Source organism: Novosphingobium sp. PhB55, from assembly GCF_004368805.1.
Classification (GTDB): Bacteria; Pseudomonadota; Alphaproteobacteria; order Sphingomonadales; family Sphingomonadaceae; genus Novosphingobium.
Window position 1 is genome coordinate 101,650 of record NZ_SODQ01000009.1, and the last position, 22,417, is coordinate 124,066.

Genomic DNA, 22,417 nt, shown 5'->3' on the forward strand with positions numbered 1-22,417 from the left:
TAGGGGAGATGGGCCAATGACCCAAAAGGTTGCCCTTGTCACTGGAGCCGCCGCCGGCATAGGTGCCGCCTGCGCGAAGAGATTGGCGCGAGACGGCGCGGCTGTCGGCGTTCTAGACTTGGACGCCGACCGGTGCGCCGAAACTGTCGCATCCATCATAAAGGACGGCGGCCAAGCGATCGCCCTAGGTTGCGATATCTCTAATCGAGACCAGGTCCAAGCCGCAGTTGGCAAGCTGACTACGCTATTCGGCGCGATCAACATTCTGGTGAACAATGCTGCGATCACCGGCTACTGGCCATTCCTCGAGATGACTGATGAGCAGTGGGATATGATCCATAAGGTCAATCTCACTGGCACCTTCATTGTCACCCAAGAGATCCTGCCGGGTATGATCGAGGCGAATTGGGGACGCATCATAAACATCGCATCGTCGGCCGCACAGACGGGAGCGCCACGGATGGCCGCCTACGCTTCGTCAAAGGGCGGCATGATCGCGCTGACGCGGAGCCTTGCCGTTGAATTTGGTCCTGCCGGGGTCACCGTCAACGTAATTCCCCCGCGTTTCATCACAGGAACGATCATGTCGGAAGATTCCTTCGCGCGCTCCAAGCAGCCGATGAGCCGAGAACAACTCGCGATGGCGGGGCCGGTGTGTCGTGAGGGCAGGCCCGAGGACATAGCAGGCGCCGTGAGTTGGCTCGCATCGGATGACGCGGCTTTCGTCACCGGCCAAGTCATCGGTGTAAACGGCGGGCGCATAATCGCATAATCAACAAACAATGTGGGGACCGTGAGATGAGCGTGAAGTACGACCTCCTTAAGCCACATATTGGCGCCAAGGTTTATATCGAACGCCAGCACATTAAGGATGCCGAGGTGGCGCGCGAGTTGCTTCGCCTACTCGATTTACACACGGTGCTCGTATTCCCAAAGCTGCGTCTCTCCAATGAGGAACAGCTTGCACTGACTGATGCGCTCGGAGAGCGGATCAACATTTCCCGTCGCGTCGCGGGACGCGAGGATTCTGAAGAGGTCTATGAGGTCACGCTCAATGAGGGCGCGGCGATCGAAAAGGAATACGTTCTTGGAACATGGTTCTGGCATATGGACGGACTCACAGTCGATGTGGCGCCCCCGAAAGCGACACTGCTGAGCGCGCGGCGCCTGGCCACCGATGGTGGCCAAACTGAATTTGCCAGCACGAAAGCGGCCTACGAAGCTCTGCCCGATAACGAGAAGACATCGTTCGAATCCATGCGGGTTGTGCATAGCGTCACCGCCTCACTCCGCGAAATCATGTCTCCCGAGGAAGTCGATCCGGCGCGAAGGGTGATGCAGCATGAGCATCCGCTAGTTCGCACGGACAGCAATGGCAGCAAGTCACTCGTCATCGGATCGACCGCCGATCTGATCGTCGGCAAGAGCCGGGCCGAGAGCCGCGCGATCCTTGCGCGCCTGCTGGAATGGTCAGTGCAGCCTGCTTTCAGTTACCGTCACGAGTGGGAGGACGGGGACTGCGTGGTCTGGGACAACACTTCCGCGTTGCACCGCGTTATTCCTTACAGCGAAAACTCGGGCCGTCTGATGAACCGCACGACGATCGCCGGGATAGAAGCCCCCGCTTAATCTGGTGTTCGGAGCCGATGGAGTGGCGGGTTTTGATCGCAGCCGACGTTCAGGAGGTCGCGTCGGGACGGCGACAATTGGTCGCAACTTGCCGGAACAGGACCGTCTGCACCTGGGCATCGGGATTTTTCACTTGAACGGCAACAATGGGTCGGCAACTGCCGGAAATTGCGGACCGTCCGCACTTAGGGCTCGAAAATTGACGTTTCAGCGTCGGGAAAGGGTCGGGTTTGCGACGGTCCAGCAGCCGGATCGTGAGGCCTTTTTATCGTTCAGGCGCATACGTGGCATTGATGCGTTTTAGCCGAAGAAGACCTGCCCTGCTGGAAATTGCTGCTAATAATAATGTTCTTGCGCGCGAGAGATAGGCAAAATCTTTGCGTTTTACTTATGAATATATCTTAAATTATGATAATGCCACTAATAAATAACTATTAACGTGATGTATGTCAAGTTTGATCCTTTGTTTTCGGGGGAAGGGGCGACGAGCACCCCTCATATTTTCACGTCCTTACCCAACAGGGTCTTCACGTAGATCCGTTTCACTAGCACGAAAACCGCGATGGTCAGCGGCGCTGCCAGCAGAACGCCCAGCGCGCCAAACAGCGTCCCTGCCGCAACCACCGTGAATAGCAGAACTGCAGGAGGCACATCGACTGCTTGCTTCTGGATCATCGGCTGCAGGAAATTGCCTTGAAGCTGCTGGATGACAACGAACAGCAGAACTGTCCAGAGTGCCGTCGCTGGCGACTGGGTGAACGCCAGCAAGACCGCTGGAACCCCTGAAATAACGGGTCCGATCATGGGGATCACATCCAGCAAGCCTGCGATAACGCCAAGACCGCCGGCAGAAGGAACGCCAAGCAGTGTCAGGCCTGCCGAGGTCAAAATAGCTACCACAACGGAAGAAACAGCCTGGCCTTTCATCCAGCCAGTAAGGCCGCGGCCGGCATCCTTCAGACCTTCATCAGCAACTTGTGCCGCCCGATCGGGCATAAGAAGGAGAAAACCGCGGCGGTAGACCGCGGGATCGGCAGCTAGGAAGATCGCCGCGAAGAACACCAGGACAAAGTTCGTCACACCGTTGCCGATGGCAATCATGTACGTGCCGATCTTCGATGCCGCGGCTGAAAGGCTGCCCTTTCCCTGTTCAAGGATGCCGTTCGCGGCGTGGTCAAGGCCTATGCGGCTAAGAAACGCCTGAAGCTGTTCGAGTCCGTCCGGGAGACTTTGCTTGATGGCGTCGAACTGGCTGGTGAGTTGGGCGCCGAACAGGATCAGAGCGCTGGTAAAAACCCCAAGTAGCAGAATTACAGCGATCCCAAGCGACAGTGCTCGACCTATTGGCAAGAAGGAGCAAATCGCGCGCGCAATGGCGTCGAAAACGACGCCAAGGATCACAGCGGCAAAAACCAACATAAGAAAGCTGGAGAGGCGAACCAGTAGCAGTCCTACACCAAAAATCGCGATAACCATGACCGCTGCCACGGCGATCCGGCTGAGCGTCCAGTATCTGGGATCTTCACTCGCTTGTGCAGGTTCCATTTGGTTCGTCCTCATCTCGCACAGGAGGGCTGCCTTTGCAGGTACATCGCCCACCGTATTGCCGTCCGCCCGTATACGGAGAGACGATCAGTCTAGATCAACAATCTTTTGCCAAAACAAAGGGCCGAAATCCATTGCTGGACCCCGACCCAATCGCCTGACCTTTGACCGTGGCAGTTACTTGTCGCCGATCACCGCGCCAGCGGTACCGCCAATCACGGCGCCTTCGGTGGTTCCCAGCCCGGTGGCGCTACCCACGACGGCCCCGCCTGCGCCGCCGATGAGGCCGCCCCGCGTGGCGCCATGAGAGCAACCGCCCAGAGCAGCACCTGCTGCCATCACCAGAGCCAGGCCACTTGCGATCTTGATATTCATGAAAAATTCGCTCCTGTTGCGTCGGTGAGTGCAGCGACTGATCCGCCTTAAAGTTCCGCTGGAAACACATTGAAATTGTGCACTCGCGATTGCGCAGAAAGAGAGGAGCCGTTGTTGCAAAGGCATCTCGGCAACAGAGGTGATTGTCGGACAGGCTCTTTTGCAATGATTGACCTTGGCATCTCTACCTCTGGACGTGGACCGCCCGGCCAAAAGGGCTGCCTTCTATCATCATGCTATGTGAATATCAGTATCGCTTCCAAGCCTTGCGTATGGCCGGCCAATCCCGGGACTTCCTCCAGTTGGCGAAGCTCAGTGAAATTTCCACGTTCGCCGCGATACCGAACGATCTCGAAGCCATGTCCCTTGAGCTGCGGGATTTCATCAAGCTGTTCAGCTGTTGCAGTGTTGATATCAACGCCTTGTGTCATGGTATTTCGCCTTTCGAAGATGATGGGCAAAAGCCGGATTTTCCCTCGCGGATGAAAACTCAAAACCCTTGACGAAGTTCTTTCGTGCTTTTCGTCAAGGGGTCAAACCCGAAGATACCGATCCCTTTTTCCCGATTAGACGGCAACGATCGGAACAATCGAGCTGCCTCCGGCTTCTTCTGCCAGCAAAGGAGACCGGTATGATCGGGAAAGTTATCGGCGCTATCGCAGGCAAGCGCATTTCGCGCGATGTGAGCGGCGTTGGGGGCACCAGTGGTGCCCTGCTGGGCGTAGGCGCGGCCACGGTCCTGCGCCGCCTCGGGCCAGTCGGCATGGTGGCGGCAGCTGTGGGCGGATACGCGTTCAAGAAGCACCTAGAAAAGCGCGACGCCGACAAGCTCCGCTGACCACTGCCGGGTCATGTCCGGCAATTTCCAGGCACATTCTATTTAATTGGAGACGAACATGGGTTGGATCGTCGCGCTTATTGTTGGCGGCATCGCGGGCTGGTTGGCGAGCATGGTGATGAAGCGGGATGCTTCAATGGGCATCTTCCTCAATATCGTCGTCGGCTGCGTTGGCTCAGTGATTGGTAACGCCCTGTCGGGTCCGTTGTTCGGTATTCGTGGCAGCGTGCAGCAGTTTTCGCTGACCGGCTTGATCATTGCATTTGTTGGCGCCGTGATCCTGCTCGCAATCGTCAACTTCTTCCAGCGTAATCGCGCACGGTAACCTAGACTATCGTTGGATTCAGCGCCGCCTGCCCGGCCTTGGGCGGGCGGCGTTTTGCGTATATATTTCATCTCGCAAAACCCAATATTGGCAAAAATCCAGGATACACCGAGGTTTGCTGCGTTTGATCGAGGGAGCCGAGAGGCGCTTGATCCGCACCCTTATCGGCCTTCGTCTACCGCTCGAAACCAAGGCGCAGGAGACCTCTGGCACACAGGGCCTAGCCTTTGAATTTCTTCACGATGCCCTAGCCGACCAGGCAAACTGCAGCTCTAGAAGGCCGAGGCGGCCGGGTCATTACGCTTAGTCTGATCGATGCCAAAGATGCCGAGCGCGGCCGCATCCGAAACGCCATGGGTGAACCCTGTTGGACACTGCTGGACCATTTTCGCCGCGAGCTTGGCGATCACTACGGGTCCCGCTTGATCGCATTTGACGGGGGCCGGGCTGGAAGCGTGCCGCGCCGTATTTGATAAATTCGGAATAGATCATCGGCAGGCTCTTCAAGCCTGTCGCAAACATCACAGCTTTAAAGGCTGGACCGAGGATTTCGTCAGTTTCTACACTGCATTCCACCCTTTTCCGGCTCAGCATCCAGCGGGCGATAGCGGCGACAAAGATTGGGCCCCCAAACACACAGCAACTACTGGCTGCCGCATGCCGACGGCAAGAACTCTGATAATGACGTGCGCTTCAAATCGTTCGATTTCGGGTAAGCCCCGCCTCTTTGGCCTACTCCTTTGAGCCGGCGCCGCTTCCAGCTCCGGACCGCCGACAGCGTTCCGAACAGAACCGTACATTCTCCCAATCTCGCTCCCACTTCTTGCGCCATGAAAATGGCCGCGCGCACGCGGCACAGATCTTGGTGGGAAGGAAAGGCTTCTTATGAACCACGGCTCAGGCCAGGGCCCAGCGGCGCTCCAAATGGGGAGACGGAACAAGGCTTGCTGGCCGCGGTACGCTCGGCGGTGGATTGAATACGCCATTTGCAAGATAGCGGATCGCGTTGGCGACCCCGGCATGGGAGAAGGGCTTGGCTATGACGCCGTGTGCACCCAGAAAATCCTCGGGGATTTTCGCCACATTAGCCGTGACGAAGACGATCAACGCCTCGGGCCAGCGCCTTTGGATTACTTGGCAGACATCCAAGCCATTGGAGCCATTGGCCAGATGGATGTCGACCAGAGCAAGCTGTGGATCGATATCGTCTGGCAGAGCTTCCACGTCCTTGAGACTGGCTACTTCGGCCAGCACCCGATGGCCGTTATCCTCCACAATAGCTTCGATATCCATTGCCAGCAGGATTTCGTCTTCGACGATCAGGACATTCATTACGCTACTCATTCTGCCGTCTCGCTGCGAGGAAATGTGATGGTTACGCAGGTGCCCGGACCATTATCGCTCCAGTTCGCCTCGGCGCGGGCTTGCCGGGCCAGCCGGGTGATAAGGGCGGTGCCGATGCTTTTGGTCCGCTTCGTCGATGGCAGGCCTGGCCCGTCGTCGCAGATCCTGATGAGGCCGCGTCCCGCTTCGTCCTTTACCAGAAGACTAAGCTGCCCAGCTCTGCCATCGGCAAAGGCGTGCTTTATGGCATTGGTCAATATTTCATTGAGGATCAGGCCGAGCGCGGAAGCATGCGCAGCATCGACAAACAGAGACTGTGTCTTCACATCAAGAGCAATATTGCTGCGGCCACTGGCGCCTACGACGTCAGTTGCAAGGTTATGAGCGAAAGTACCAAGATCGAAGCGCCCAAGATCCTCGGACTGATAAAGCTGCCGGTGAACGACGGCGAGGGCGTCGACCCGCTCCAACATGGAATCCAGCTTGGCCGCCACTTCGGGGTCTTCAATCGTGCGCACCTGCAGGCGCAGCAATGATCCGATCATCGTCAGGTTGTTTTTGACGCGGTGATCGACCTCATGGAGCAGGATCGTCTTGGCCTCCAATGCCCCCCTTAGATCGGCGGTCCGCCGTTCAACCTCGCGTTCGACGAGATCTTTTTGCTCTGAGATAAGGCGCTGGGCATCAACCCGATCAGTGACATCCATCTGTGAGGCAAAGAAAAACCGGATCGTCCCTGCCTTGTCCCGAACCGGGGACATGTAGAGGGCATTCCAGAAGGTCGAACCATCTTTGCGGTAATTGAGCAGATCTACATCGATGTCATGGCCATTCTCGATGGCCTCGCGAACTTTCGCTATCGAGCCCGTATCTGTATCGGGGCCTTGCAGAAAACGGCAGTTGCGACCGAGAATTTCCTCGCGGGTGTATCCGGTCAGTTCCTGAAACGCCACGTTGCAAAATACGATGGGGTTGTCGTGCTGGGCCGGGTCAGTGATGACCATCGGCATGCGCGTTGCGCGTACCGCTGCGGCAAAAGGATCGCCACGGCCATGCTCATAATCGAGAATGTCGGTGAGATGCCAGTCGTCGCTTTGCTTCAAGATAACCTCCAGCGAGGACCGGAAGGCATCGCGCATTCAGGAAAACAGCATCGACAACGGATAGTTCCGTCCGCTCTCTCTTCTCGTCGCACGTACGGGTCCTTGCGGTCTCCGGTCATTGAGACATCTTGGGATGATGAGCTGCCGGCGCGGACGCCCCCGGCCATTGATGCTGCTGGCTATGGGTGGCGGAGAGGCGATGAAGCGTCGCACTCTATCCGGTCGGCCAACCAGATGCACTGGGAGGCGATGTCGTGCGCCGAGATCCCGATCTCGGCTACCACCCGGCCAGTTTCACCCCGCGCCCAGGCTGCCTTCGAGAACGGTGCTGCGCTCGAACGGCCGCCCGGGAACTAACCGCGCTACCTGGCCGTTTTAGAACGAACCACGAACAAGGACCGAGCACATGGCTGAGGAACTGCATAATCCCAAGCTCGATGACCACCCAGGCTCGAACACCCAAAAGGCTCCAGAAGACTGGGTTTCGGGAGATGACCTGATGACCGGTGCCCAGGCCTCCTATCTCACGACCCTGTGTGAGGAAGCGAACGAGGATCTGCCGCCCGACGGCCTGAGCAAGGCCGAAGCCTCTCAGCGCATCGATGCGCTGAAGGCGAAGCTCGGCAGGGATTGATGGTGATGGAGGAGGTCCGCGGTGGATGCCTTTGTGAGTCCGTTCGGTTCAGGGCGAGTGGGCAGCCCTACCGTGTGGGCGTCTGCCACTGCCTCGATTGCCGCAAGCACCATGGTGCCCTGTTCTTTGCTGCAGCCATTTTTCCAGAAAACGCGGTAACAATTCAGGGTGTCACCGAGGCCTACAATGGCCGGCATTTCTGCCCTCGTTGCGGATCTTCAGTGTTCGCGCGCTACGGCGACGAGGTGGAGGTGCACCTTGGCGCACTCGATGCACCGGATCAGTTCGCTCCGACATACGAAAACTGGACGGTTCGGCGCGAAGTTTGGCTATCTGTTATTTCGCTTTCCCACAGCTATCCGCACGATCGGGAAAGCAAGGGTCGCTTTGATAGCTGAGTGCTGGTCAAACCACCGGCCTCGAGCTGCGAAAACTCGCGGCTACGGCCGGGCCAGATAGCGTCCATGCTTGAAGATTGCCGGCGCTGTCATTTTCCGAAATATTTTTCGGCTTAGCGCCATCTGTCTGATTGTGCCACACCCTGGACGCGCGCGGTGCTGTTAATGAGCGTTCTTGCCGGGGCTTGCGCTTCGCATGTGGCGTATTAGTGCAGGTAACAAGTAATATATCTCTCATTATTGATGTCAATATTGGCGGATTTTATTCCATTATCTCTCTGTCAATACTTGTCTTGGAATTCATCCATCGGCTGATATTTCCGGCCGCCGGATATTGAAGCGGTGTAATTTTGGATTGGCGAGAACCGATTTGCAAATCGTCCGCAAGCCCGAAATGGGCAGGGCGCTGATCGATTTGTTATGCATCTCGTCAATCCGCCATCGGCGCGAGGCTTTCGAGGAGTGCGGCAACTTGCCATAAGCGCTCACCCGCCTCAAACCGCTCCTTCAATATCCAGCGGTCACCCTTGGCGAGGAGCTCGCTGGTTTTCGGGCGGGGCCGCTTACGATCTCGAGGTGTCAATGCGATTGCCGCCGGGCCTGCATCGATCCTCTCGATCCCCACCTCTCGTGCCAAGATAGCGATCTTTTTGGCTTCGATCAGGCGCCCGGCAGCGGCGGGCAGAGTGCCAAACCGGTCGCACAGCTCTGCCTCGAATGCGTCGGCTTCATTTGCGTCGACGAGCCTCGCCAGGCGAACATAGAGCGCGAGCCGAACTTCTGCATCGGGTATCCAGGCCGGAGGCAGGCCGCCGACGTCACCCAGGTTCAGCTCAGGCATCCACAGACCGGAATCCTCGTTCCTGGCTTCCTTCAACGCGGCTTCGAACAAATGCTGGTAGAGATCGACGCCGATTAGCTTCATATGGCCTGCCTGCGTCTCCGCGAGCGGATCCCCGGCCCCCCGCTGATCAAGGTCGGCCGCGCTTATTTCGAAGCCGGAACCCAGCTGGTTAAAGGTTGCAAGCGTTCGCAGCCGCTTCATGGTCCGGTCCGCGATTTCGCCGCTCTCGGTTATGAGGAAGACCTGGCCCCGGCGATTGCCGCGACCGACCCGGCCGCGCAGTTGATGAAGTTGGGCAAGCCCGAAACGATCTGCCCGCCATATGACCATGGTGTTTGCCCGCGGCACATCGAGACCCGCCTCGATGATATTGGTTGCAAGCAGGACATCGCCTGAGCCGCTGCCGAAGCGCACCATTGCTTCGTCGATTTCCCCTGCCGGCATCTTCCCGTGGGCCGTGATCAGCGCCAGATCGGGCACGATGCGGGCCAGCCGTTCGCAGAGCGGCGCAAGATCCTCAATTCGAGGCACGACGATGAAGCTCTGCCCGCCGCGCGAGCGCTCGCGTAGCAGTGCCGTCCGGATGATGGCATCGTCAGGGCCGGCGAGACTGGTTCGGATCGGCTGCCGGCGGGCAGGGGGCGTCGCAATCACGGAGATTTGCTGAAGTCCGATGATCGCGCGGTGCAGCGTCCTGGGGATCGGCGTTGCGCTCATCGCCATGAGGTGAATGTCAGGCCGCCCACGAAGTTTCGTCTTGTCGGATGCTCCGAAACGCTGCTCCTCGTCGATAATGACCAGCCCCAGTTTCGCATAGCGAACATCCTTGGCCATGACTGCGGCGGTGCCGATCACGATGCGGATGGAACCGTCGGCAAGGCCGGCTTTCACAGACTTCTTCTCGGCCGCACTTGAAAGCCGGGATAGTCCGGCCACTTTCAAACCCGATGGCTTGAACCGCTGCTCGAACGTCTCAAGGTGCTGGCGAACCAGCACGGTCGTCGGGGCCGCGAGAATGACCTGAAACCCCGCGAGCGCCGCGAGGGCGGCAGCACGCAGCGCGACTTCGGTTTTGCCGTAGCCCACATCGCCGACGATCAGACGGTCCATTGGCCTGCCGCTGGCGAGATCGTCCCGGACTGCCTGAATGGCCAATGTCTGATCGGGGGTTTCGTTAAATTGGAAACCAGCGACGAAACGTTCGTAATCCGCGCTGCCGGGATCCAGGGCAGGTGCCTTGAGCGTGCCTCGCTGGTGCGCGAGGCGGAGAAGCTCGCGAGCGCTTTCAGCAACGGCTTCATCGATTGCGCCGCGGCGCTTGGCCCAGCTGGTGCCGTCGAGTTTGTCCAGCTTCACGGCATCACTATCGGCGCCGTAGCGCCAGAGCCGCCCGGCTTCGTGAACAGGGACAAGCCGCCGATCGCCGCCGCCATATTCGAGAGCGATGACTTCCAAGCCTGCAGTGCCCGGATCCTGCTCCAACCCGATGACACGGGCAATGCCGTGTTCCTCGTGAACCACGAGATCGCCCGTCCTGACATCCACACCGCGCAGCAAAGGCCCTGCCGCAAAGGTGCTTTCGTGATCGCCGATAATTGCGCGGCTGCCGAGCAGATCAGCGGCCGACACCATCAACACATTACCGCACATGGCTCCTCGGTCGATCGGGGCAATGAGCGCGGCAACGCCGCCTGGCTGAAGTTCCTGCAACGCCTCGAATGCGTTGATTGTCTGGATATCCGCACCAAATGTTCGGGCGAGCTTCGAGCGAAGGAAACGAACGTCACGCGCACCGCCTACCAATAGCAGCACCTTGCCCTCGTTCAGGTGCGGCAAGGCGAAGCGCTTCAGTGCGGCCAGTGGGGCTCGTTGCTGAGCAAACCGCGGCACAGGCGCCGTTGCCGTGGGTACTGGCCCGCCAGATTGCCAATTCTCGAGCTCGTTGGTCCAAAGTTCCTCGGATGCTGCATCAATGTTGGCACTGCTGCTGCCAGCCGTTTCTTCGGCGAGGCGGATGAAACGCTGCCTGCGTTTGTCGGCATTTGGCGAAAAGGCGATCTGGCCAGGTGACAGATGGGTCAGTATCGTTACCTCCTTTTTCGCATCCGGTTCGCATGCTCGTCCTATCTCCAGCGTTTCGCAGGGGTCTTGGGTCAGCTGCGTCACTGGATCGTAATGCCGAATTCCGGCAATGCGGCCGCCTGTGACCTCTATGCGCGCAGGAAAACCGGCATCTGCTGGAAAGATGTCGATGACCTCCCCTCGAACGGCCACTTCACCCGGCTCGTCGACCCGATCGTCTTCCACGTAACCTATCGCTTCCATCTCGGCGGCGAAGTTCTCGGTATCGATCCGGTCTCCTTGGCGCAGACAGGGCGGGGCGGTATCGAAAGCCGAAGGATGTGCGTAAAGCCGTGCGGCGGCCTCTCCGCTCAAGATGGCTGCAAGATTTGGGCGCGAACCAGCTGGTCCGATGCGGCGAAGCTCCCGCAGGGCAGATATACGCCGACCGATATTGGCAGGAGATGCCGGCGCCGCGTCTCCTGGCAGAGTGTCACTTGAGGGCAGGAATATTACAGGGTTCTCAGGCGCGAGTGCAGCCAGGGCGTCAGCCAACGCTTCGGCTTCCTGTTCATCGTCTGCAAGATAGAGTAAGTCGCCCCTGCGAAGCTGCTCGGCGAGAGAAAGGACGGTTTCTCCGATACCGTAACCACCGTTCATAAATCGTCCTTAAATTCGAGATCATTTGTCGAGGATGGCCAGACCTCGTCTCGCAGCTGGGGCAATCGCTCGAAGTCAGCTCGCGGTTGCCGCAACTGAAATTTTTCGTAGGTGAAAGCCAACTCCCGCTTGCCGACAGTGCGAAGCTCTTCCCCAATACCGCCCAAGAAATCGGATGCGATGACAACGTAGCTCACGCGCGCGTCATTGCAGGTCAGCAACGCGTGAACGGTCTTTCCGATGGGGTCACCTTCTCTTGTCACCACCGGCATTTCCGCAATGCCGCTTGCGGTAAGCAGGGCCGGATAGGCGGAGCGCTCGCCTGCACTGGTGGCGGACTTTCCGCCGTCTTCATAAGCGCGTCGCCTACTCAACCAGCGCCAAATTCCCACGAGGTTGACCAATGTCAGAAAGCCATTCGTGACCATCAGGTTCGCTTGGCTCGTCGACAGCCCCACCGCAGACCAGGCGAGCGAACCTACGGTCAAGACAACAAACCCCAAACCGGTGATACGCGCGCCGAGGTTCGCCGCCGTCATCATGGCAGCAATCATTGTGGCTGCCGGGTCGACCCAGGCGGCTAAGTCTTCCAAGTAGCGGCTCCGTACCATTTCCTGAGTGCGATGATGCTGTGCTGCCGCGTCCAATGCCTCATCCAGCCCCTAATCCTTGCAGCGCCTACTCGCTCGGCGCGGCTCCAGGCGGCGCCATTTCAGTGCGGTGTTCAGCCCGAAGCTGCGCCAGAGTCATAAGGGCTGCGATCTCGCATTCTATGTGACTGGGATCGATTTTCCCTGTTCGAAACCCGGCTTGAGGACGACTTTGGTTACCTCGTTCTGATTGTCATGGAACATCTTGTAACCCTTAGGGGCGTCCTCGAGCGCCATGCGATGCGAGATTAGGAAAGTCGTATCGATCTTTTGCTCGACGATCGCATTGAGCAGGCCGGGCAAATAATGCTGCACGCTCGTCTGGCCAGTCTTCAGTGTAAGCCCTTTTTCCATCAACGCACCAAGCGGGAACTTGTCGACAATCCCGCCATATACCGCAGGCATGGAAACGCGCCCGCCCTTGCGGCAGGCAACGATCGCCTGCCTTATCGAGTGGATGCGGTCAGTGCCCAGGAACGTCGAGGCCTTGATCTGATCGATCACGTTGTCGACGAAGAACCCGTGAGCCTCGAGCCCGACAGCATCGATGACCGCATCGGGGCCGATGCCGCCCGTCATTTCCATCAAAGCCTCGTACGTGCGTGTTTGCTCAAAATTGATGACTTCGGCGCCGAACTTCTTCGCAAGTTCGAGACGGCGCGGAAAGTGATCGATGGCGATGACCCGTGCGGCGCCCATCAAGAACGCGGACTGGACGGCGAAAAGCCCTACGGGACCGCAGCCCCACACAGCGACTGTATCGCCAGGTTCGATCTGCGCGTTTTCTGCGGCCTGCCAACCGGTGGGCAGGATGTCGGAAAGGAACAGGACTTCGTCGTCATCCAGTTCTTCTGGAATGACAATCGGGCCCACGTCCGAGAAGGGGACGCGAACATATTCCGCCTGGCCGCCGGCATAGCCGCCAGTGAGGTGGCTGTAGCCGAACAGCCCGGACATGGGCTGACCGTACAGCTGCATGCCGATGTCCTGATTGTCAGCAGGGTTGCCATTGTCGCAGGCAGAGTATTGATGCTTGCCGCAGTGGTAGCAGCTTCCGCAGGCAATAGTGAAGGGGACCACGACCCGCTGGCCCTTTTTCAATGTCGAACCTGGCCCGGTCTCGATGACCTCGCCCATGAATTCATGACCTAAAATGTCTCCGGCCTTCATCGTCGGGATGTAGCCATCGTAGAGGTGGAGGTCGGAACCGCAGATTGCGGTGGAGGTCACCTTGATTATCGCATCGCGGGGATTGAGGATTTCCGGATCGTCGACGGTATCGACACGAACGTCATGCTTGCCGTGCCAAGTGAGCGCGCGCATCAGGCTTTCTCCTCTTCAAGCTGTAAGCGGGTGCGCGACGAGGTCGCAATCTCGCCAGTTTCCATAAGCTGTTTGAAGCGCCGTAGATCTCGCCGCGCCTGGATTGCCGGTTCGCGCTGGAATATCTTGGCGACGATCTTGCCCAGAACACCGGCTGGTGGATCGTAAACCATGGTCGCGGTAACCAGGGTACCGCGAGCGCCTGCATCCCGAAATTCGATCCGGCCGCTGTTGCGAACGTCAGCATCTTCTGCCGATGACCAGGCTATCACCTCGCCGTCGCGCTCTTCGGTGATGACGGCATCCCACTCGACAGTGTTTTCGGCCGGAGCCTTGACCACCCAATGGGATTTGGTGGGGGAAAGGACATCGATGCGCTCCACGTTCTCCATGAACGAGGGCAAGTTGGTGAAATCTCGCCAGTAGGAGAAAAGCTCGGAGGGTGATCGATTGATAGTCACCGTGCGCCCGAGAAGTTTCTTCCCGTTGCTCTCTTCAAGGGCGCGCGCTTCCTCGCGGCGTATTTCTGCGGACTTTGAGGTGGCGGGGGGCGCGTCGTCTTTCCACGTGGCCATTTCTCTCTCCGATATTTTCAAGGTCAGCGGCAGCAAGCGAATGTGCTCCGTTCATGAGTATCAACGCTTCAGGAACGCCAGCTGCACGCAGCCGGTCTGACCTTGGTCGCACTAGGGCCACACTTTGTCCGGCGAATGCCTGATGGCGTTCCTTTAGGGCTCAAGTCGTTGATGGTAAGGATTATCATAGATTAACAATGTACGGCGGAATGTATAATCGCGCGCACCGGGTTTCAAATATTTCTATGTAAGCGATTTTATAGATCGTGCTGGTCAGGCGCCTTTTCGAGGATCAACGCGGGCAGTTCCACTCCATGGAAGGGGGATTCCTAGGAATTGTAAGGCCAGAAAAGTGTTTTTGTTGCAACGCAAGGTCAGCAATCGTGATGATATAGGTTAATTTACTAAGCGGGCGAGCAACCGGAAGCCCTGTCGGGATTTTGCTCTTGGCTATGCGGGCGGACGTGTCGCTGCTCGCGCGGGTATCCCGACTTTCAGGATGAGAAATGCTGTGCCTTGGACGTGCCCTCCGCTCGCAGAACAATGTCATTCCTACACGCTTTCTACAGGAGCTATGGTGGTTTGTCGCTCGCCGTTGCTCGCCATTCAAGCGCCCCCCATTCAGCCGCCTTGCGGGCAAGGCGGCTGACGATGCATGGACCGCAGATTGATCGGCCGGGCTTCAGAGCACGGCGGTCCGCTCAGAGGGGCGGGCAGCTTGCCGATCGTAAAAGCACAAGGTCCGCCTCGCTGCGGATCGCCATCATCGCGCACCTCAAACATCCTATTGCCGAGCCTTTCGCCGGAGGGTTGGAGATGCATACTCACCTGCTTGCTCGCTCGCTGCGCGATCGAGGTCACCACGTCACTGTTTTTGCTTCTGCCTGTTCCGATGCAGCGCTTGGTTTAGAGGCAATCTGTTCGGAGACCGCGCTGGATGAGGTCGGGACGGCCGAGGCGCAGGATGTGGCGTTCTTCAAGGAACATCACGCTTATCTCACTCTCATGAACGCGCTTCGGCATAGCTCTTTCGATGTCGTCCACAACAACTCGCTCCATTACTTGCCGGTGACGCTCGCCGATTCCCTGCCCATGCCGATGGTGACGACGCTTCATACCCCGCCGTTCTGCTGGCTGGAGAGCGGAGTTCGGCTCTGCTCTGCGAAAAACCATGGCTTCGTCGGGGTGTCGAACGCTGTCGCCCAAGCTTGGAGCCATGTTGCCCATGCAGAGGAGATCATTCTCAACGGCATCGACCTTGAACGGTTTGCGTTCCGCCCGGAAGCAGACGCAGGGGGTTATCTGGTGTGGTATGGCCGTATCGTACCGGAGAAGGGGTTGCACTTTGCGATCGAGGCCGCGGAGAAGATCGGCCTTCCTCTGCGTATTGCCGGTCCAATCCTTGATCAGGAGTACTATGAAAAGCGGATCGCTCCCATGCTCGGCGCTTCCGCCCGTTATCTCGGTCATCTCGGCCATGCCGAGCTGGCCGTCCTGGTAGGCGGCGCCCGGACATTTCTGTGCACCCCGGCCTGGGATGAACCCTACGGGCTGGTCGTAGCCGAAGCGCTGGCCTGCGGCGTTCCGGTCGCCGCCTTCGCGCGCGGAGCCATACCTGAAATCCTCGATGAGAGTTGCGGCGTGCTTGCTGTACCCGACGACGTGCTATCTCTGGCAGGCGCAGGTCTTGCCGCGTTGTCTCTGCAAAGGCGTGCATGCCGGGCACGTGCCGAACATCTGTGCGACGCAAGGCGGATGGTGGGAGCCTATGAGGCTTTCTATCGCCGGAAAATCGCAAACCAGACAGAGGAGGCAAGGCTGGATGGCATCACCTATCCCGGGGTGCTGCCGTTCGTGGCAGGGCACCCCGGTGTCTGACGGACCGAACCGCGCCAGCCGCTTGGAGCTGTGCATCTGTATTCCGGCGCGTAATGAGGCCAGACGCCTCGAAACCTTGCTTCCGGCGCTGGCTGCGCAGACTTGGCCGGGCGTCATTCCCGTTTCGCTGGTGATCAACAATACAAACGACGATAGCGATGTAGTCGTGGAAAGGGCGGCGAAGCGCTTCCGCGGCCGCCTGGCTATTCATGCAGAGCAAGTAATGTTCCCGAAAGCCAACGCGCATGCCGGCACTGCGCGGCGCCGCGCAATGGACAAGGGGCTTTCGCTGGCAAGCCGCGCGGATGCAGTTCTGGTAAGCACTGACGCCGACACAAGGCCGCCGCCTCAATGGCTCGAGCGAACAGCGAGCGCTTTCGAACGAGGCGCCGACATGGTGGGGGGCAGGATCGTTCTCGATCCGCAAGAGACATTGCCAGAGGGCGTCCGCGCTTACCGCCAGGCCTGGGATCGCTACTGGCAGGCGGTGCGCGCGGTAGAAGACGCAATCGATCCGCGTCCCTGGGATCCGGCTCCGCGCCATGGCGACCATACCGGCGCCTCCCTTGCGATCCGTTCCGCCCTCTACGCCGCTTGTGGAGGCGTCCCCCCGATCCCGACCGGCGAAGATCGCGCGCTGGTCGCAGCAGCAATCGGCTCTGGCGGCAGGCTGGCTCATCCTTTGGATGTCTTCACTTACGTATCGGCCCGCCGAGATGGCCGGGCCGCGGGGGGAATGAGCCTCGAGATGGAGCGAATGTTCGCAAATGTCGCATCAGGACGGCGCCCCATGGCGCCTTCTCTCGATCACTGGCGCCTGCGCGCAGCCTGGAGGCGGGAATTGCGAAGGCAGGACGGCGGCGATGGTCTGATTGCACGCCGTGAACCAATGCTGGAGCCGATGCCGAACGACATCGAGCTGGAGATCGTCCCGTGAACCGCCGCCCGATCGGTTACTATATCCATCATCACGGCGCCGGGCACCGTGCACGAGCAGATGCCATTGCAGCCGCCAGCGAATGGCCTGTCACATTGATGGGCACCGGCATCGGCGCTGCCGGCGTCGACTTGCCTGACGATCGGCTCGAAATAGAGTTCGACGGCGCAGACGGTACTGATTGTCGGCCTCTCGCGTTTCACTACGCGCCGATCGGGCATTCCGGAGTGCGGGAGCGTACAGCGCGCATCGCCGGTTGGATCGCGGAGATGCGTCCCGCGCTCATGGTTGTCGACGTGTCGGTGGAAGTGGCCCTGCTTGCGCGCCTGGCATCGGTCCCGACCGTCTATGTGCGACTTAATGGTGATCGAACCGACCCAGCACACCTTGAAGCGTTTCGAAGTGCCTCGGCGCTGCTGGCACCTTACCATGCTCAGCTTGAATTACCTTCGACGCCGGAGTGGGTTCGCAGGAAGACACGCTATCTTCCGGGTATCACGGCTCCGGGACGGAGGCGAAACAGCGCGAGGGGCCGTGTCCTTGTGGTATTCGGGAGGGGCGGTTCGCCTGGGGCGGGTGATGTGCTGGCTCGAGCCGCCGCAGCTTGTCCGGATTGGGAATGGCGCGCGATCGGCCCGGTTACAGCGCCCAGCCTGCCTATTTCCAACCTCACCCTATCGGGCTGGACCGACCGACCGGAATGCGAGATCGCAGAGGCCTCCATCGTTGTCGGTGCGGCGGGAGACGGACTTGTCAGCGCAGTGCTGGCAGCGGACAAGCCGTTTATCTGCATCCCGCAGGAACGGCCTTTCGGCGAACAGGTCGCCACCGCTCGCGGGCTCGCTGCCGCTGGAGCGGCTCGCGTCTTGTCCCTCTGGCCGGAGGCAGCCCATTGGCCTGGCCTACTGGCAGAAGCACTCACCTTGAAGGCCGGCGCGCGGCGAGCGCTTCATGTCGAAAACGGTCCGCTCATCGCCGCTTCCTGGCTGGCGGAGCTGGCGGCCGCGTTTCGGGCGCAGCGTGAGTGCACCGCATGAATTGCGCGGAACGTGACAACGCAGCACCGGACAATCCGGTGAAACGCGCAGCCATGATCGCGCCGCGCCTTGCTGAACTGGGTGCACGCTATGATGCAGCGCCGGTTTTCCCAGCCGAGAGCCTGCGCTGCATCGCGCAGGCCGGCTTGCACAGCGACTTCGCGCCGGAGGCGAGCGGCGGCTGGGTCTTTGTGAGTGCTGAGGAAAAATATATTGCGTTGATGAATGTCCTGCGGATCATCGGACGGGCTGACCTCAGCGCCGGCCGCCTGTTTGAAGGTCACATCAACGCCATGGCGCTGTTCGATTGGTATGGTTCTCCAGGACAGAAAGCGGGGCTGGCGCATCAGCTGGAGCGGGGCGCGTTTTACGGAGTGTGGGCGACGGAGCCCGCGCCAGGTGTCAGCATTCAGCGCGAGCAGGATGGACGGATAACGCTCAAGGGGTTCAAATCATTTGCAAGCGGGGCAGGTGGGCTCGACTTTGCGCTCGTAACCGCGCAGCAGGACGGTAAAGACCGGCAACTCGTGATCGTCGCTGCCGACGATCCATCGCGCGCTGACCTAACGCAGTGGCGTGTGCGCGGAATGAGGGCTACGACGAGCGGTCTCTACGATCTGGGCGGCATCGATCTCCATACCCATGATTTGCTTGGGGATCCCGGCGCATATGATATCGAGCCTCGCTTTACTGCTGGCGCCTGGAGATTTGCCGCCGTGCAGCTAGGCGGCATTGAAGCGCTGCTCACCGAGACGCAAGCGGCCTTGTCCGAGGTCGCCCGGAGCGACCCATTGCAGCGCGCCAGGTTTGGCGATGCCGTTGCTGCGACCCGCTCTGCCTTTTTATGGGTTCGCGAGGCGGCGCTGCGCGCTGCGCGCGACGATCCGGATGCGGCGGCTTTCGCACGCATGACCAGGGGTATCGTCGAGCGCGCGGCTTTTGAAATGATGGAACTTTCTGCGCGGCTGGTTGGGACGCGGAGCGCCATGGACGGCGAGCGCATCGACAAGATCAGCCGCGATCTTGCGCTTTATCTCCGCCAGGCAGGGCCCGACTATGCCCGGGACCAGGCGGCAATCGTTTGGATCGATCATGACGCCTGGGGTGAAGGAGATGCCTTGTGGTAAGGGGGTCTCTGCTCCAACGATCATGGCGGCCGCTGCGCTGGCTCGTCCTGGCCCCACATGCCGATGATGAGACCCTAGGAGCAGGCGCTCTCATCGCGCAGACCGCTGAAGCCGGGACACTTGCTGGACTGGTCTATCTGACGGACGGATCGGGATCTCACGATGGCTTCTCCGGCCGGACCGGACACCTCGTTGCAGTGCGCAGACGCGAAGCTGCAACGGCGCTATTCCGTCTTACCGGTACCCGCTCCCCCGCGCCCTCGCATCTTGGCTGGAAAGATGCGGTTCCAGAGCTCGAGGGCAATCGCGCCTTTCTGCGCAGCGCCCGAAAGTTAGCCGCCCTTTGCCGCCGCAGGCGCGTGGATATCCTCGCGGTTACCGCCCTTCACGAACCGCACTGTGACCATGCGGCAGCGGCACGGTTGGCCTATGCCGTTCAGCGGATGTCCCCCGGGCGGCTCCGGGTCGCCGAATATCTCGTCTGGGCGAGGTCAGCTGAGCCAGGGCTTTTCCATGCTCTTTCCACCAAGCCGATGCGAGGCGGCAGGCGCCGCCACGCGCTGCAGGCGCATCGCAGTCAGCTTTCGGCTTCTATGGGCATCGGCTTTCGCCTCCCGCCCGCCCGGCAAAGAATGCCCGCGGTTGACACACTCTACCTCAGGAGATCGCCATGACCCGGCATTCCCGCTCTCTGGAAGCAGACTACTTCGAGCAGATGTTCGAGGGCACTGACGACCCGTGGGACCTTGAAACCAGTCCTTACGAGCAGGCAAAATTTGCCGAGACCGTTCGTGCTCTGGGCGGGCGGTCTTACGAGCAAGGCCTCGAGATCGGCTGCGCCAAAGGCGTGCTCACCCAGCTTCTGGCACCCCACTGCAAAAAGCTGCTGGCAGTGGACGTCAGCGTGAAAGCGCTGAAAGCTGCCAAGTTGCGGCTGGAGCCGCAGCCGAATGTCGAATTTGAGCGAATGGCATTCCCCGGCGAGGCGCCGGAGAATGCCTTCGAACTGGTCGTTCTTTCCGAAGTGGTCTATTACTGGGATGACGGTGACCTGGCATTGGCGGCTACGTGGATAGCCTCGCACCTCGAGCCCGGCGGTGATCTTCTGCTGGTTCATTGGACCGGAGAAACTGACTATCCCCAAACCGGTGACGAGGCAGCCGAGAAGCTGCTTTCCACGCTCGCAGGCGAAGGCAATGTGATTGGCGAGGCGGACCGGGAAAAGTATCGACTCGATCTCTGGCGCAAGTCGGTATGACGCTAAGCGTACTGACCCTCGTCAAAGATCGACCCGGGCACCTGGCGCAGCTCGTAGAGGGCCTGCGCCGAAGCCTGGTTCCGCCTGAAGAGCTTGTCGTGGTGGACATGGCGAGCGAGCCGCCCGTGAGTATCGGGGGCACAGATTTTCCCGTGAGGATCGTTAGATTGGGAGGTCCCGGCCTCCCGCTCGCCGCGGCTCGGAACGCCGCCGCAGGAGCCGCCAGAAGCGAGAACATCCTGTTTCTGGACGTTGATTGCATCCCGATGGCCGGCCTCGTCGGTGCCGCCGCGCAGATACTCGGCAATCAGGATGTGCTGGTCTGCGCGCCCGTTCACTATCTGGGCCCGCTGGATGCCCGGGGTGCTTGGGAAGAAATGGATCTTCTTGGCCGCGCCCAGGAACATCCCGTCAGGCAGTTCCCTGCCCAAGGTCTGAAGCAGGAAGACAACGCAGGTTTGTTTTGGTCACTGGTATTCGCAATCCGGCGCGCCCGGTTTTTTGACCTGGGTGGTTTCGACGAGCGCTTCACGGGTTACGGGGCGGAAGATACCGATTTTGGATTTCGGGCGCGGGATGCCGGTTTGCCTCTGCTGTTTTCAAGGGATCCAGGCGCCTTCCATCAGCATCACGAAACCTTCGAGCCGCCCATGCAGCATATCGAGGACATAGTTCGCAATGCCCTGACGTTTTACACGAAATGGGGGCAATGGCCGATGGAGGGTTGGTTATCGGCGTTTCGCAGTAAAGGGCTGATCGACTGGGATGAGACCGCGATTTCGCTACGGCGTATGCCTACGCCGGATGAAATAGCACAAGCAGGCAATCGTTCGGGGCGAGGGTGAACGACGGTGTGCAAGCAAGGGCACCGGGACGTTCGACGCGCAAGCAACCGGGCAAAAATGGAACGGGTCCAAATGCCATTTTTCAGAACCATTTCCGCGGGCGAGACATATAGGGTCGCAGCAAGTTCTCCGCTGAGATCCCATTTTTCATCTTTTATCATGGCGTAGATCAGGAGAGGTTCCAATGACACCGCAAGTTGCGGCTCTACCCTTTCGCCGTACCGATACCGGCGCCCTCGAAATCCTGCTGGTGACCTCGCGCGGCAAGAAACGTTGGATACTGCCCAAGGGTAAGGTCGATCAGGGCTGGTCCCCGGGAGAGGCGGCTCGCGCCGAAGCCTATGAAGAGGCGGGAGTACTTGGCGAGATTGCGGATCGCCCCCTCATGGAATCGATCGAAACCGGTTGGGGAAAAATGAGCATACACCCATTGGAAGTGAACCAGGAAGTCGAAGACTGGCCAGAGCGGAAAGATCGACAACGCAAGTGGGTGCCGCTCGATCTGGCTATCGGGCTTGTCGACGATAAGGGGCTGAGATGGGTACTTGAACGTTTCAGCGAGGATACTGAGGACGGTATTGGAACGTTACCCTCTCAGGCGGACCGAACGTAGCCCTTTTATCTTCCTGCTATTGCACTGGAGGCCGGATCTTATCCGACGCGGTCGTAAGCGGGCAAGATCGTAAGCGGGCAAGGATTAATCAAACTTATCCATACTATCATTTGCTTCCTCACTGTTCTGCAGCGTCTGGTCTCTTGTCTCAGACAAAAGGGCGCATATTGATCAATAGCCTAGCCTAGCGCATCAATAGGGCGAATACTGCGTCGAACTGAGGTCCCACCACCTTTACCGCGCTTTCGAGCTTCGCCCGGCTAATCTGCAAGCGATCCGTCCAATAGGCAATTTCGCTGTCACTGTGCAGCGATATGCGTGATCGATCGACCGGCCCGGAATCGCTTCCATTGTTTGCCATAACAAGTCTCCTGCTCCGAGCGGACAATCTGCCGCAGGATCAGGTTACTCGAAATGC

26 protein-coding genes are annotated in these 22,417 nt (G+C 59.4%); 14 read left to right on the forward strand and 12 right to left on the reverse strand.

Features of this window, described 5'->3' with window-relative positions; all coding sequences use genetic code 11:
• Positions 1-16 precede the first annotated feature (16 nt).
• Complete coding sequence (locus tag EDF57_RS21835) at positions 17-772, forward strand: glucose 1-dehydrogenase (RefSeq protein WP_134095809.1); 756 nt, start codon at positions 17-19, stop codon at positions 770-772.
• A 26-nt stretch (positions 773-798) separates the two neighbouring features.
• Positions 799-1,629 carry a TauD/TfdA family dioxygenase gene (locus tag EDF57_RS21840; protein ID WP_134095810.1) on the forward strand — a complete coding sequence of 277 codons (831 nt, stop codon included), beginning with the start codon at positions 799-801 and terminating at the stop codon, positions 1,627-1,629.
• 495 nt (positions 1,630-2,124) lie between these two features.
• Here the strand turns inward: EDF57_RS21840 and EDF57_RS21845 are convergent, their stop codons facing one another.
• The 3 genes from EDF57_RS21845 to EDF57_RS21855 form a co-directional block, all read right to left on the reverse strand.
• Positions 2,125-3,174, reverse strand: a complete 1,050-nt coding sequence (locus tag EDF57_RS21845) for an AI-2E family transporter (protein ID WP_243841218.1) — start codon at positions 3,172-3,174, stop codon at positions 2,125-2,127.
• A gap of 177 nt (positions 3,175-3,351) precedes the next feature.
• Complete coding sequence (locus EDF57_RS21850; RefSeq protein WP_134095811.1) at positions 3,352-3,549, reverse strand: glycine zipper 2TM domain-containing protein; 198 nt, start codon at positions 3,547-3,549, stop codon at positions 3,352-3,354.
• Positions 3,550-3,785: 236 nt separating this feature from the next.
• The gene (locus EDF57_RS21855; protein WP_134095812.1) at positions 3,786-3,980 is read right to left on the reverse strand and encodes a helix-hairpin-helix domain-containing protein; all 195 of its coding nucleotides are present in this window, start codon (positions 3,978-3,980) and stop codon (positions 3,786-3,788) included.
• A gap of 200 nt (positions 3,981-4,180) precedes the next feature.
• On the opposite strand from EDF57_RS21855, the gene EDF57_RS21860 reads away from it, so the two are divergent.
• A complete protein-coding gene (locus tag EDF57_RS21860) occupies positions 4,181-4,387 on the forward strand; it encodes a hypothetical protein (protein ID WP_134095813.1) in 207 nt (68 codons plus the stop codon).
• A 58-nt stretch (positions 4,388-4,445) separates the two neighbouring features.
• Complete coding sequence (locus EDF57_RS21865; RefSeq protein WP_134095814.1) at positions 4,446-4,712, forward strand: GlsB/YeaQ/YmgE family stress response membrane protein; 267 nt, start codon at positions 4,446-4,448, stop codon at positions 4,710-4,712.
• A gap of 272 nt (positions 4,713-4,984) precedes the next feature.
• Here EDF57_RS21865 and EDF57_RS26085 read toward each other — a convergent pair whose 3' ends face one another.
• The 4 genes from EDF57_RS26085 to EDF57_RS21885 all read right to left on the reverse strand — a co-directional run bounded on the left by EDF57_RS26085 (position 4,985) and on the right by EDF57_RS21885 (position 7,195).
• Positions 4,985-5,122, reverse strand: coding sequence for a hypothetical protein (locus EDF57_RS26085; RefSeq protein ID WP_243841219.1), 138 nt, complete (start codon positions 5,120-5,122; stop codon positions 4,985-4,987).
• Between the two features lie 322 nt (positions 5,123-5,444).
• Positions 5,445-5,606, reverse strand: a complete 162-nt coding sequence (locus tag EDF57_RS21875) for a DUF2256 domain-containing protein (RefSeq protein ID WP_134095815.1) — start codon at positions 5,604-5,606, stop codon at positions 5,445-5,447.
• A gap of 3 nt (positions 5,607-5,609) precedes the next feature.
• Positions 5,610-6,044, reverse strand: a complete 435-nt coding sequence (locus tag EDF57_RS21880; protein WP_243841220.1) for a response regulator — start codon at positions 6,042-6,044, stop codon at positions 5,610-5,612.
• Between the two features lie 8 nt (positions 6,045-6,052).
• Positions 6,053-7,195, reverse strand: coding sequence for a histidine kinase dimerization/phosphoacceptor domain -containing protein (locus EDF57_RS21885; RefSeq protein WP_243841221.1), 1,143 nt, complete (start codon positions 7,193-7,195; stop codon positions 6,053-6,055).
• A 370-nt stretch (positions 7,196-7,565) separates the two neighbouring features.
• On the opposite strand from EDF57_RS21885, the gene EDF57_RS21890 reads away from it, so the two are divergent.
• Together EDF57_RS21890 and EDF57_RS21895 are read left to right on the forward strand one after the other, a co-directional pair.
• Complete coding sequence (locus tag EDF57_RS21890) at positions 7,566-7,793, forward strand: DUF3072 domain-containing protein (RefSeq protein WP_134095817.1); 228 nt, start codon at positions 7,566-7,568, stop codon at positions 7,791-7,793.
• A 5-nt stretch (positions 7,794-7,798) separates the two neighbouring features.
• Complete coding sequence (locus tag EDF57_RS21895) at positions 7,799-8,191, forward strand: GFA family protein (RefSeq protein WP_134095818.1); 393 nt, start codon at positions 7,799-7,801, stop codon at positions 8,189-8,191.
• A gap of 430 nt (positions 8,192-8,621) precedes the next feature.
• Here the strand turns inward: EDF57_RS21895 and EDF57_RS21900 are convergent, their stop codons facing one another.
• The 4 genes from EDF57_RS21900 to EDF57_RS21915 form a co-directional block, all read right to left on the reverse strand.
• Positions 8,622-11,756, reverse strand: a complete 3,135-nt coding sequence (locus EDF57_RS21900) for a DEAD/DEAH box helicase (RefSeq protein WP_134095819.1) — start codon at positions 11,754-11,756, stop codon at positions 8,622-8,624.
• Positions 11,753-12,349, reverse strand: coding sequence for a PRC-barrel domain containing protein (locus EDF57_RS21905; protein ID WP_243841222.1), 597 nt, complete (start codon positions 12,347-12,349; stop codon positions 11,753-11,755). The genes EDF57_RS21900 and EDF57_RS21905 overlap by 4 nt, the downstream gene beginning before the upstream one ends.
• 177 nt (positions 12,350-12,526) lie before the next feature.
• Positions 12,527-13,729 carry a zinc-dependent alcohol dehydrogenase gene (locus tag EDF57_RS21910; RefSeq protein ID WP_134095820.1) on the reverse strand — a complete coding sequence of 401 codons (1,203 nt, stop codon included), beginning with the start codon at positions 13,727-13,729 and terminating at the stop codon, positions 12,527-12,529.
• On the reverse strand, positions 13,729-14,304 hold the full coding sequence (locus tag EDF57_RS21915; RefSeq protein WP_134095888.1) for an SRPBCC family protein: 576 nt from the start codon (positions 14,302-14,304) through the stop codon (positions 13,729-13,731). The genes EDF57_RS21910 and EDF57_RS21915 overlap by 1 nt, the downstream gene beginning before the upstream one ends.
• A 750-nt stretch (positions 14,305-15,054) precedes the next feature.
• Between EDF57_RS21915 and EDF57_RS21920 the strand changes: the two genes are divergently transcribed.
• From EDF57_RS21920 to EDF57_RS21955, 8 genes are all read left to right on the forward strand, one after another.
• Positions 15,055-16,182, forward strand: coding sequence for a glycosyltransferase family 4 protein (locus tag EDF57_RS21920; protein ID WP_134095889.1), 1,128 nt, complete (start codon positions 15,055-15,057; stop codon positions 16,180-16,182).
• Positions 16,183-16,204: 22 nt separating this feature from the next.
• On the forward strand, positions 16,205-17,119 hold the full coding sequence (locus EDF57_RS21925; protein ID WP_243841223.1) for a glycosyltransferase family A protein: 915 nt from the start codon (positions 16,205-16,207) through the stop codon (positions 17,117-17,119).
• Positions 17,116-18,156 (forward strand): glycosyltransferase, encoded by a 1,041-nt coding sequence (locus EDF57_RS21930; protein ID WP_134095822.1) that lies wholly within the window; start codon positions 17,116-17,118, stop codon positions 18,154-18,156. Before EDF57_RS21925 ends, EDF57_RS21930 begins: the two co-directional genes overlap by 4 nt.
• Before the next feature lie 53 nt (positions 18,157-18,209).
• A complete protein-coding gene (locus EDF57_RS21935; protein WP_243841224.1) occupies positions 18,210-19,283 on the forward strand; it encodes an acyl-CoA dehydrogenase family protein in 1,074 nt (357 codons plus the stop codon).
• A complete protein-coding gene (locus tag EDF57_RS21940; protein ID WP_134095823.1) occupies positions 19,277-19,957 on the forward strand; it encodes a PIG-L family deacetylase in 681 nt (226 codons plus the stop codon). The genes EDF57_RS21935 and EDF57_RS21940 overlap by 7 nt, the downstream gene beginning before the upstream one ends.
• The gene (locus EDF57_RS21945; protein WP_134095824.1) at positions 19,954-20,541 is read left to right on the forward strand and encodes an SAM-dependent methyltransferase; all 588 of its coding nucleotides are present in this window, start codon (positions 19,954-19,956) and stop codon (positions 20,539-20,541) included. Before EDF57_RS21940 ends, EDF57_RS21945 begins: the two co-directional genes overlap by 4 nt.
• Positions 20,538-21,386, forward strand: coding sequence for a galactosyltransferase-related protein (locus tag EDF57_RS21950; protein WP_208324931.1), 849 nt, complete (start codon positions 20,538-20,540; stop codon positions 21,384-21,386). The genes EDF57_RS21945 and EDF57_RS21950 overlap by 4 nt, the downstream gene beginning before the upstream one ends.
• Positions 21,387-21,570: 184 nt before the next feature.
• Positions 21,571-21,999, forward strand: coding sequence for an NUDIX domain-containing protein (locus tag EDF57_RS21955; RefSeq protein WP_134095826.1), 429 nt, complete (start codon positions 21,571-21,573; stop codon positions 21,997-21,999).
• A gap of 184 nt (positions 22,000-22,183) precedes the next feature.
• Here the strand turns inward: EDF57_RS21955 and EDF57_RS21960 are convergent, their stop codons facing one another.
• Positions 22,184-22,360 carry a DUF3606 domain-containing protein gene (locus EDF57_RS21960; protein WP_134095827.1) on the reverse strand — a complete coding sequence of 59 codons (177 nt, stop codon included), beginning with the start codon at positions 22,358-22,360 and terminating at the stop codon, positions 22,184-22,186.
• Positions 22,361-22,417 lie beyond the last annotated feature (57 nt).

What these genes read in the sequence shown, in the direction of transcription:
- EDF57_RS21835 (WP_134095809.1), top strand. Translation starts at nt 17, where the DNA reads ATGACCCAAAAGGTTGCCCTTGTCACTGGAGCCGCCGCCGGCATAGGT.
- EDF57_RS21840 (WP_134095810.1), top strand. Translation starts at nt 799, where the DNA reads ATGAGCGTGAAGTACGACCTCCTTAAGCCACATATTGGCGCCAAGGTT.
- EDF57_RS21845 (WP_243841218.1), bottom strand. Translation starts at nt 3,174, where the DNA reads ATGGAACCTGCACAAGCGAGTGAAGATCCCAGATACTGGACGCTCAGC.
- EDF57_RS21850 (WP_134095811.1), bottom strand. Translation starts at nt 3,549, where the DNA reads ATGAATATCAAGATCGCAAGTGGCCTGGCTCTGGTGATGGCAGCAGGT.
- EDF57_RS21855 (WP_134095812.1), bottom strand. Translation starts at nt 3,980, where the DNA reads ATGACACAAGGCGTTGATATCAACACTGCAACAGCTGAACAGCTTGAT.
- EDF57_RS21860 (WP_134095813.1), top strand. Translation starts at nt 4,181, where the DNA reads ATGATCGGGAAAGTTATCGGCGCTATCGCAGGCAAGCGCATTTCGCGC.
- EDF57_RS21865 (WP_134095814.1), top strand. Translation starts at nt 4,446, where the DNA reads ATGGGTTGGATCGTCGCGCTTATTGTTGGCGGCATCGCGGGCTGGTTG.
- EDF57_RS21880 (WP_243841220.1), bottom strand. Translation starts at nt 6,044, where the DNA reads ATGAATGTCCTGATCGTCGAAGACGAAATCCTGCTGGCAATGGATATC.
- EDF57_RS21885 (WP_243841221.1), bottom strand. Translation starts at nt 7,195, where the DNA reads ATGCGCGATGCCTTCCGGTCCTCGCTGGAGGTTATCTTGAAGCAAAGC.
- EDF57_RS21890 (WP_134095817.1), top strand. Translation starts at nt 7,566, where the DNA reads ATGGCTGAGGAACTGCATAATCCCAAGCTCGATGACCACCCAGGCTCG.
- EDF57_RS21895 (WP_134095818.1), top strand. Translation starts at nt 7,799, where the DNA reads ATGGAGGAGGTCCGCGGTGGATGCCTTTGTGAGTCCGTTCGGTTCAGG.
- EDF57_RS21900 (WP_134095819.1), bottom strand. Translation starts at nt 11,756, where the DNA reads ATGAACGGTGGTTACGGTATCGGAGAAACCGTCCTTTCTCTCGCCGAG.
- EDF57_RS21910 (WP_134095820.1), bottom strand. Translation starts at nt 13,729, where the DNA reads ATGCGCGCGCTCACTTGGCACGGCAAGCATGACGTTCGTGTCGATACC.
- EDF57_RS21915 (WP_134095888.1), bottom strand. Translation starts at nt 14,304, where the DNA reads ATGGCCACGTGGAAAGACGACGCGCCCCCCGCCACCTCAAAGTCCGCA.
- EDF57_RS21935 (WP_243841224.1), top strand. Translation starts at nt 18,210, where the DNA reads ATGATCGCGCCGCGCCTTGCTGAACTGGGTGCACGCTATGATGCAGCG.
- EDF57_RS21945 (WP_134095824.1), top strand. Translation starts at nt 19,954, where the DNA reads ATGACCCGGCATTCCCGCTCTCTGGAAGCAGACTACTTCGAGCAGATG.
- EDF57_RS21950 (WP_208324931.1), top strand. Translation starts at nt 20,538, where the DNA reads ATGACGCTAAGCGTACTGACCCTCGTCAAAGATCGACCCGGGCACCTG.
- EDF57_RS21955 (WP_134095826.1), top strand. Translation starts at nt 21,571, where the DNA reads ATGACACCGCAAGTTGCGGCTCTACCCTTTCGCCGTACCGATACCGGC.
- EDF57_RS21960 (WP_134095827.1), bottom strand. Translation starts at nt 22,360, where the DNA reads ATGGCAAACAATGGAAGCGATTCCGGGCCGGTCGATCGATCACGCATA.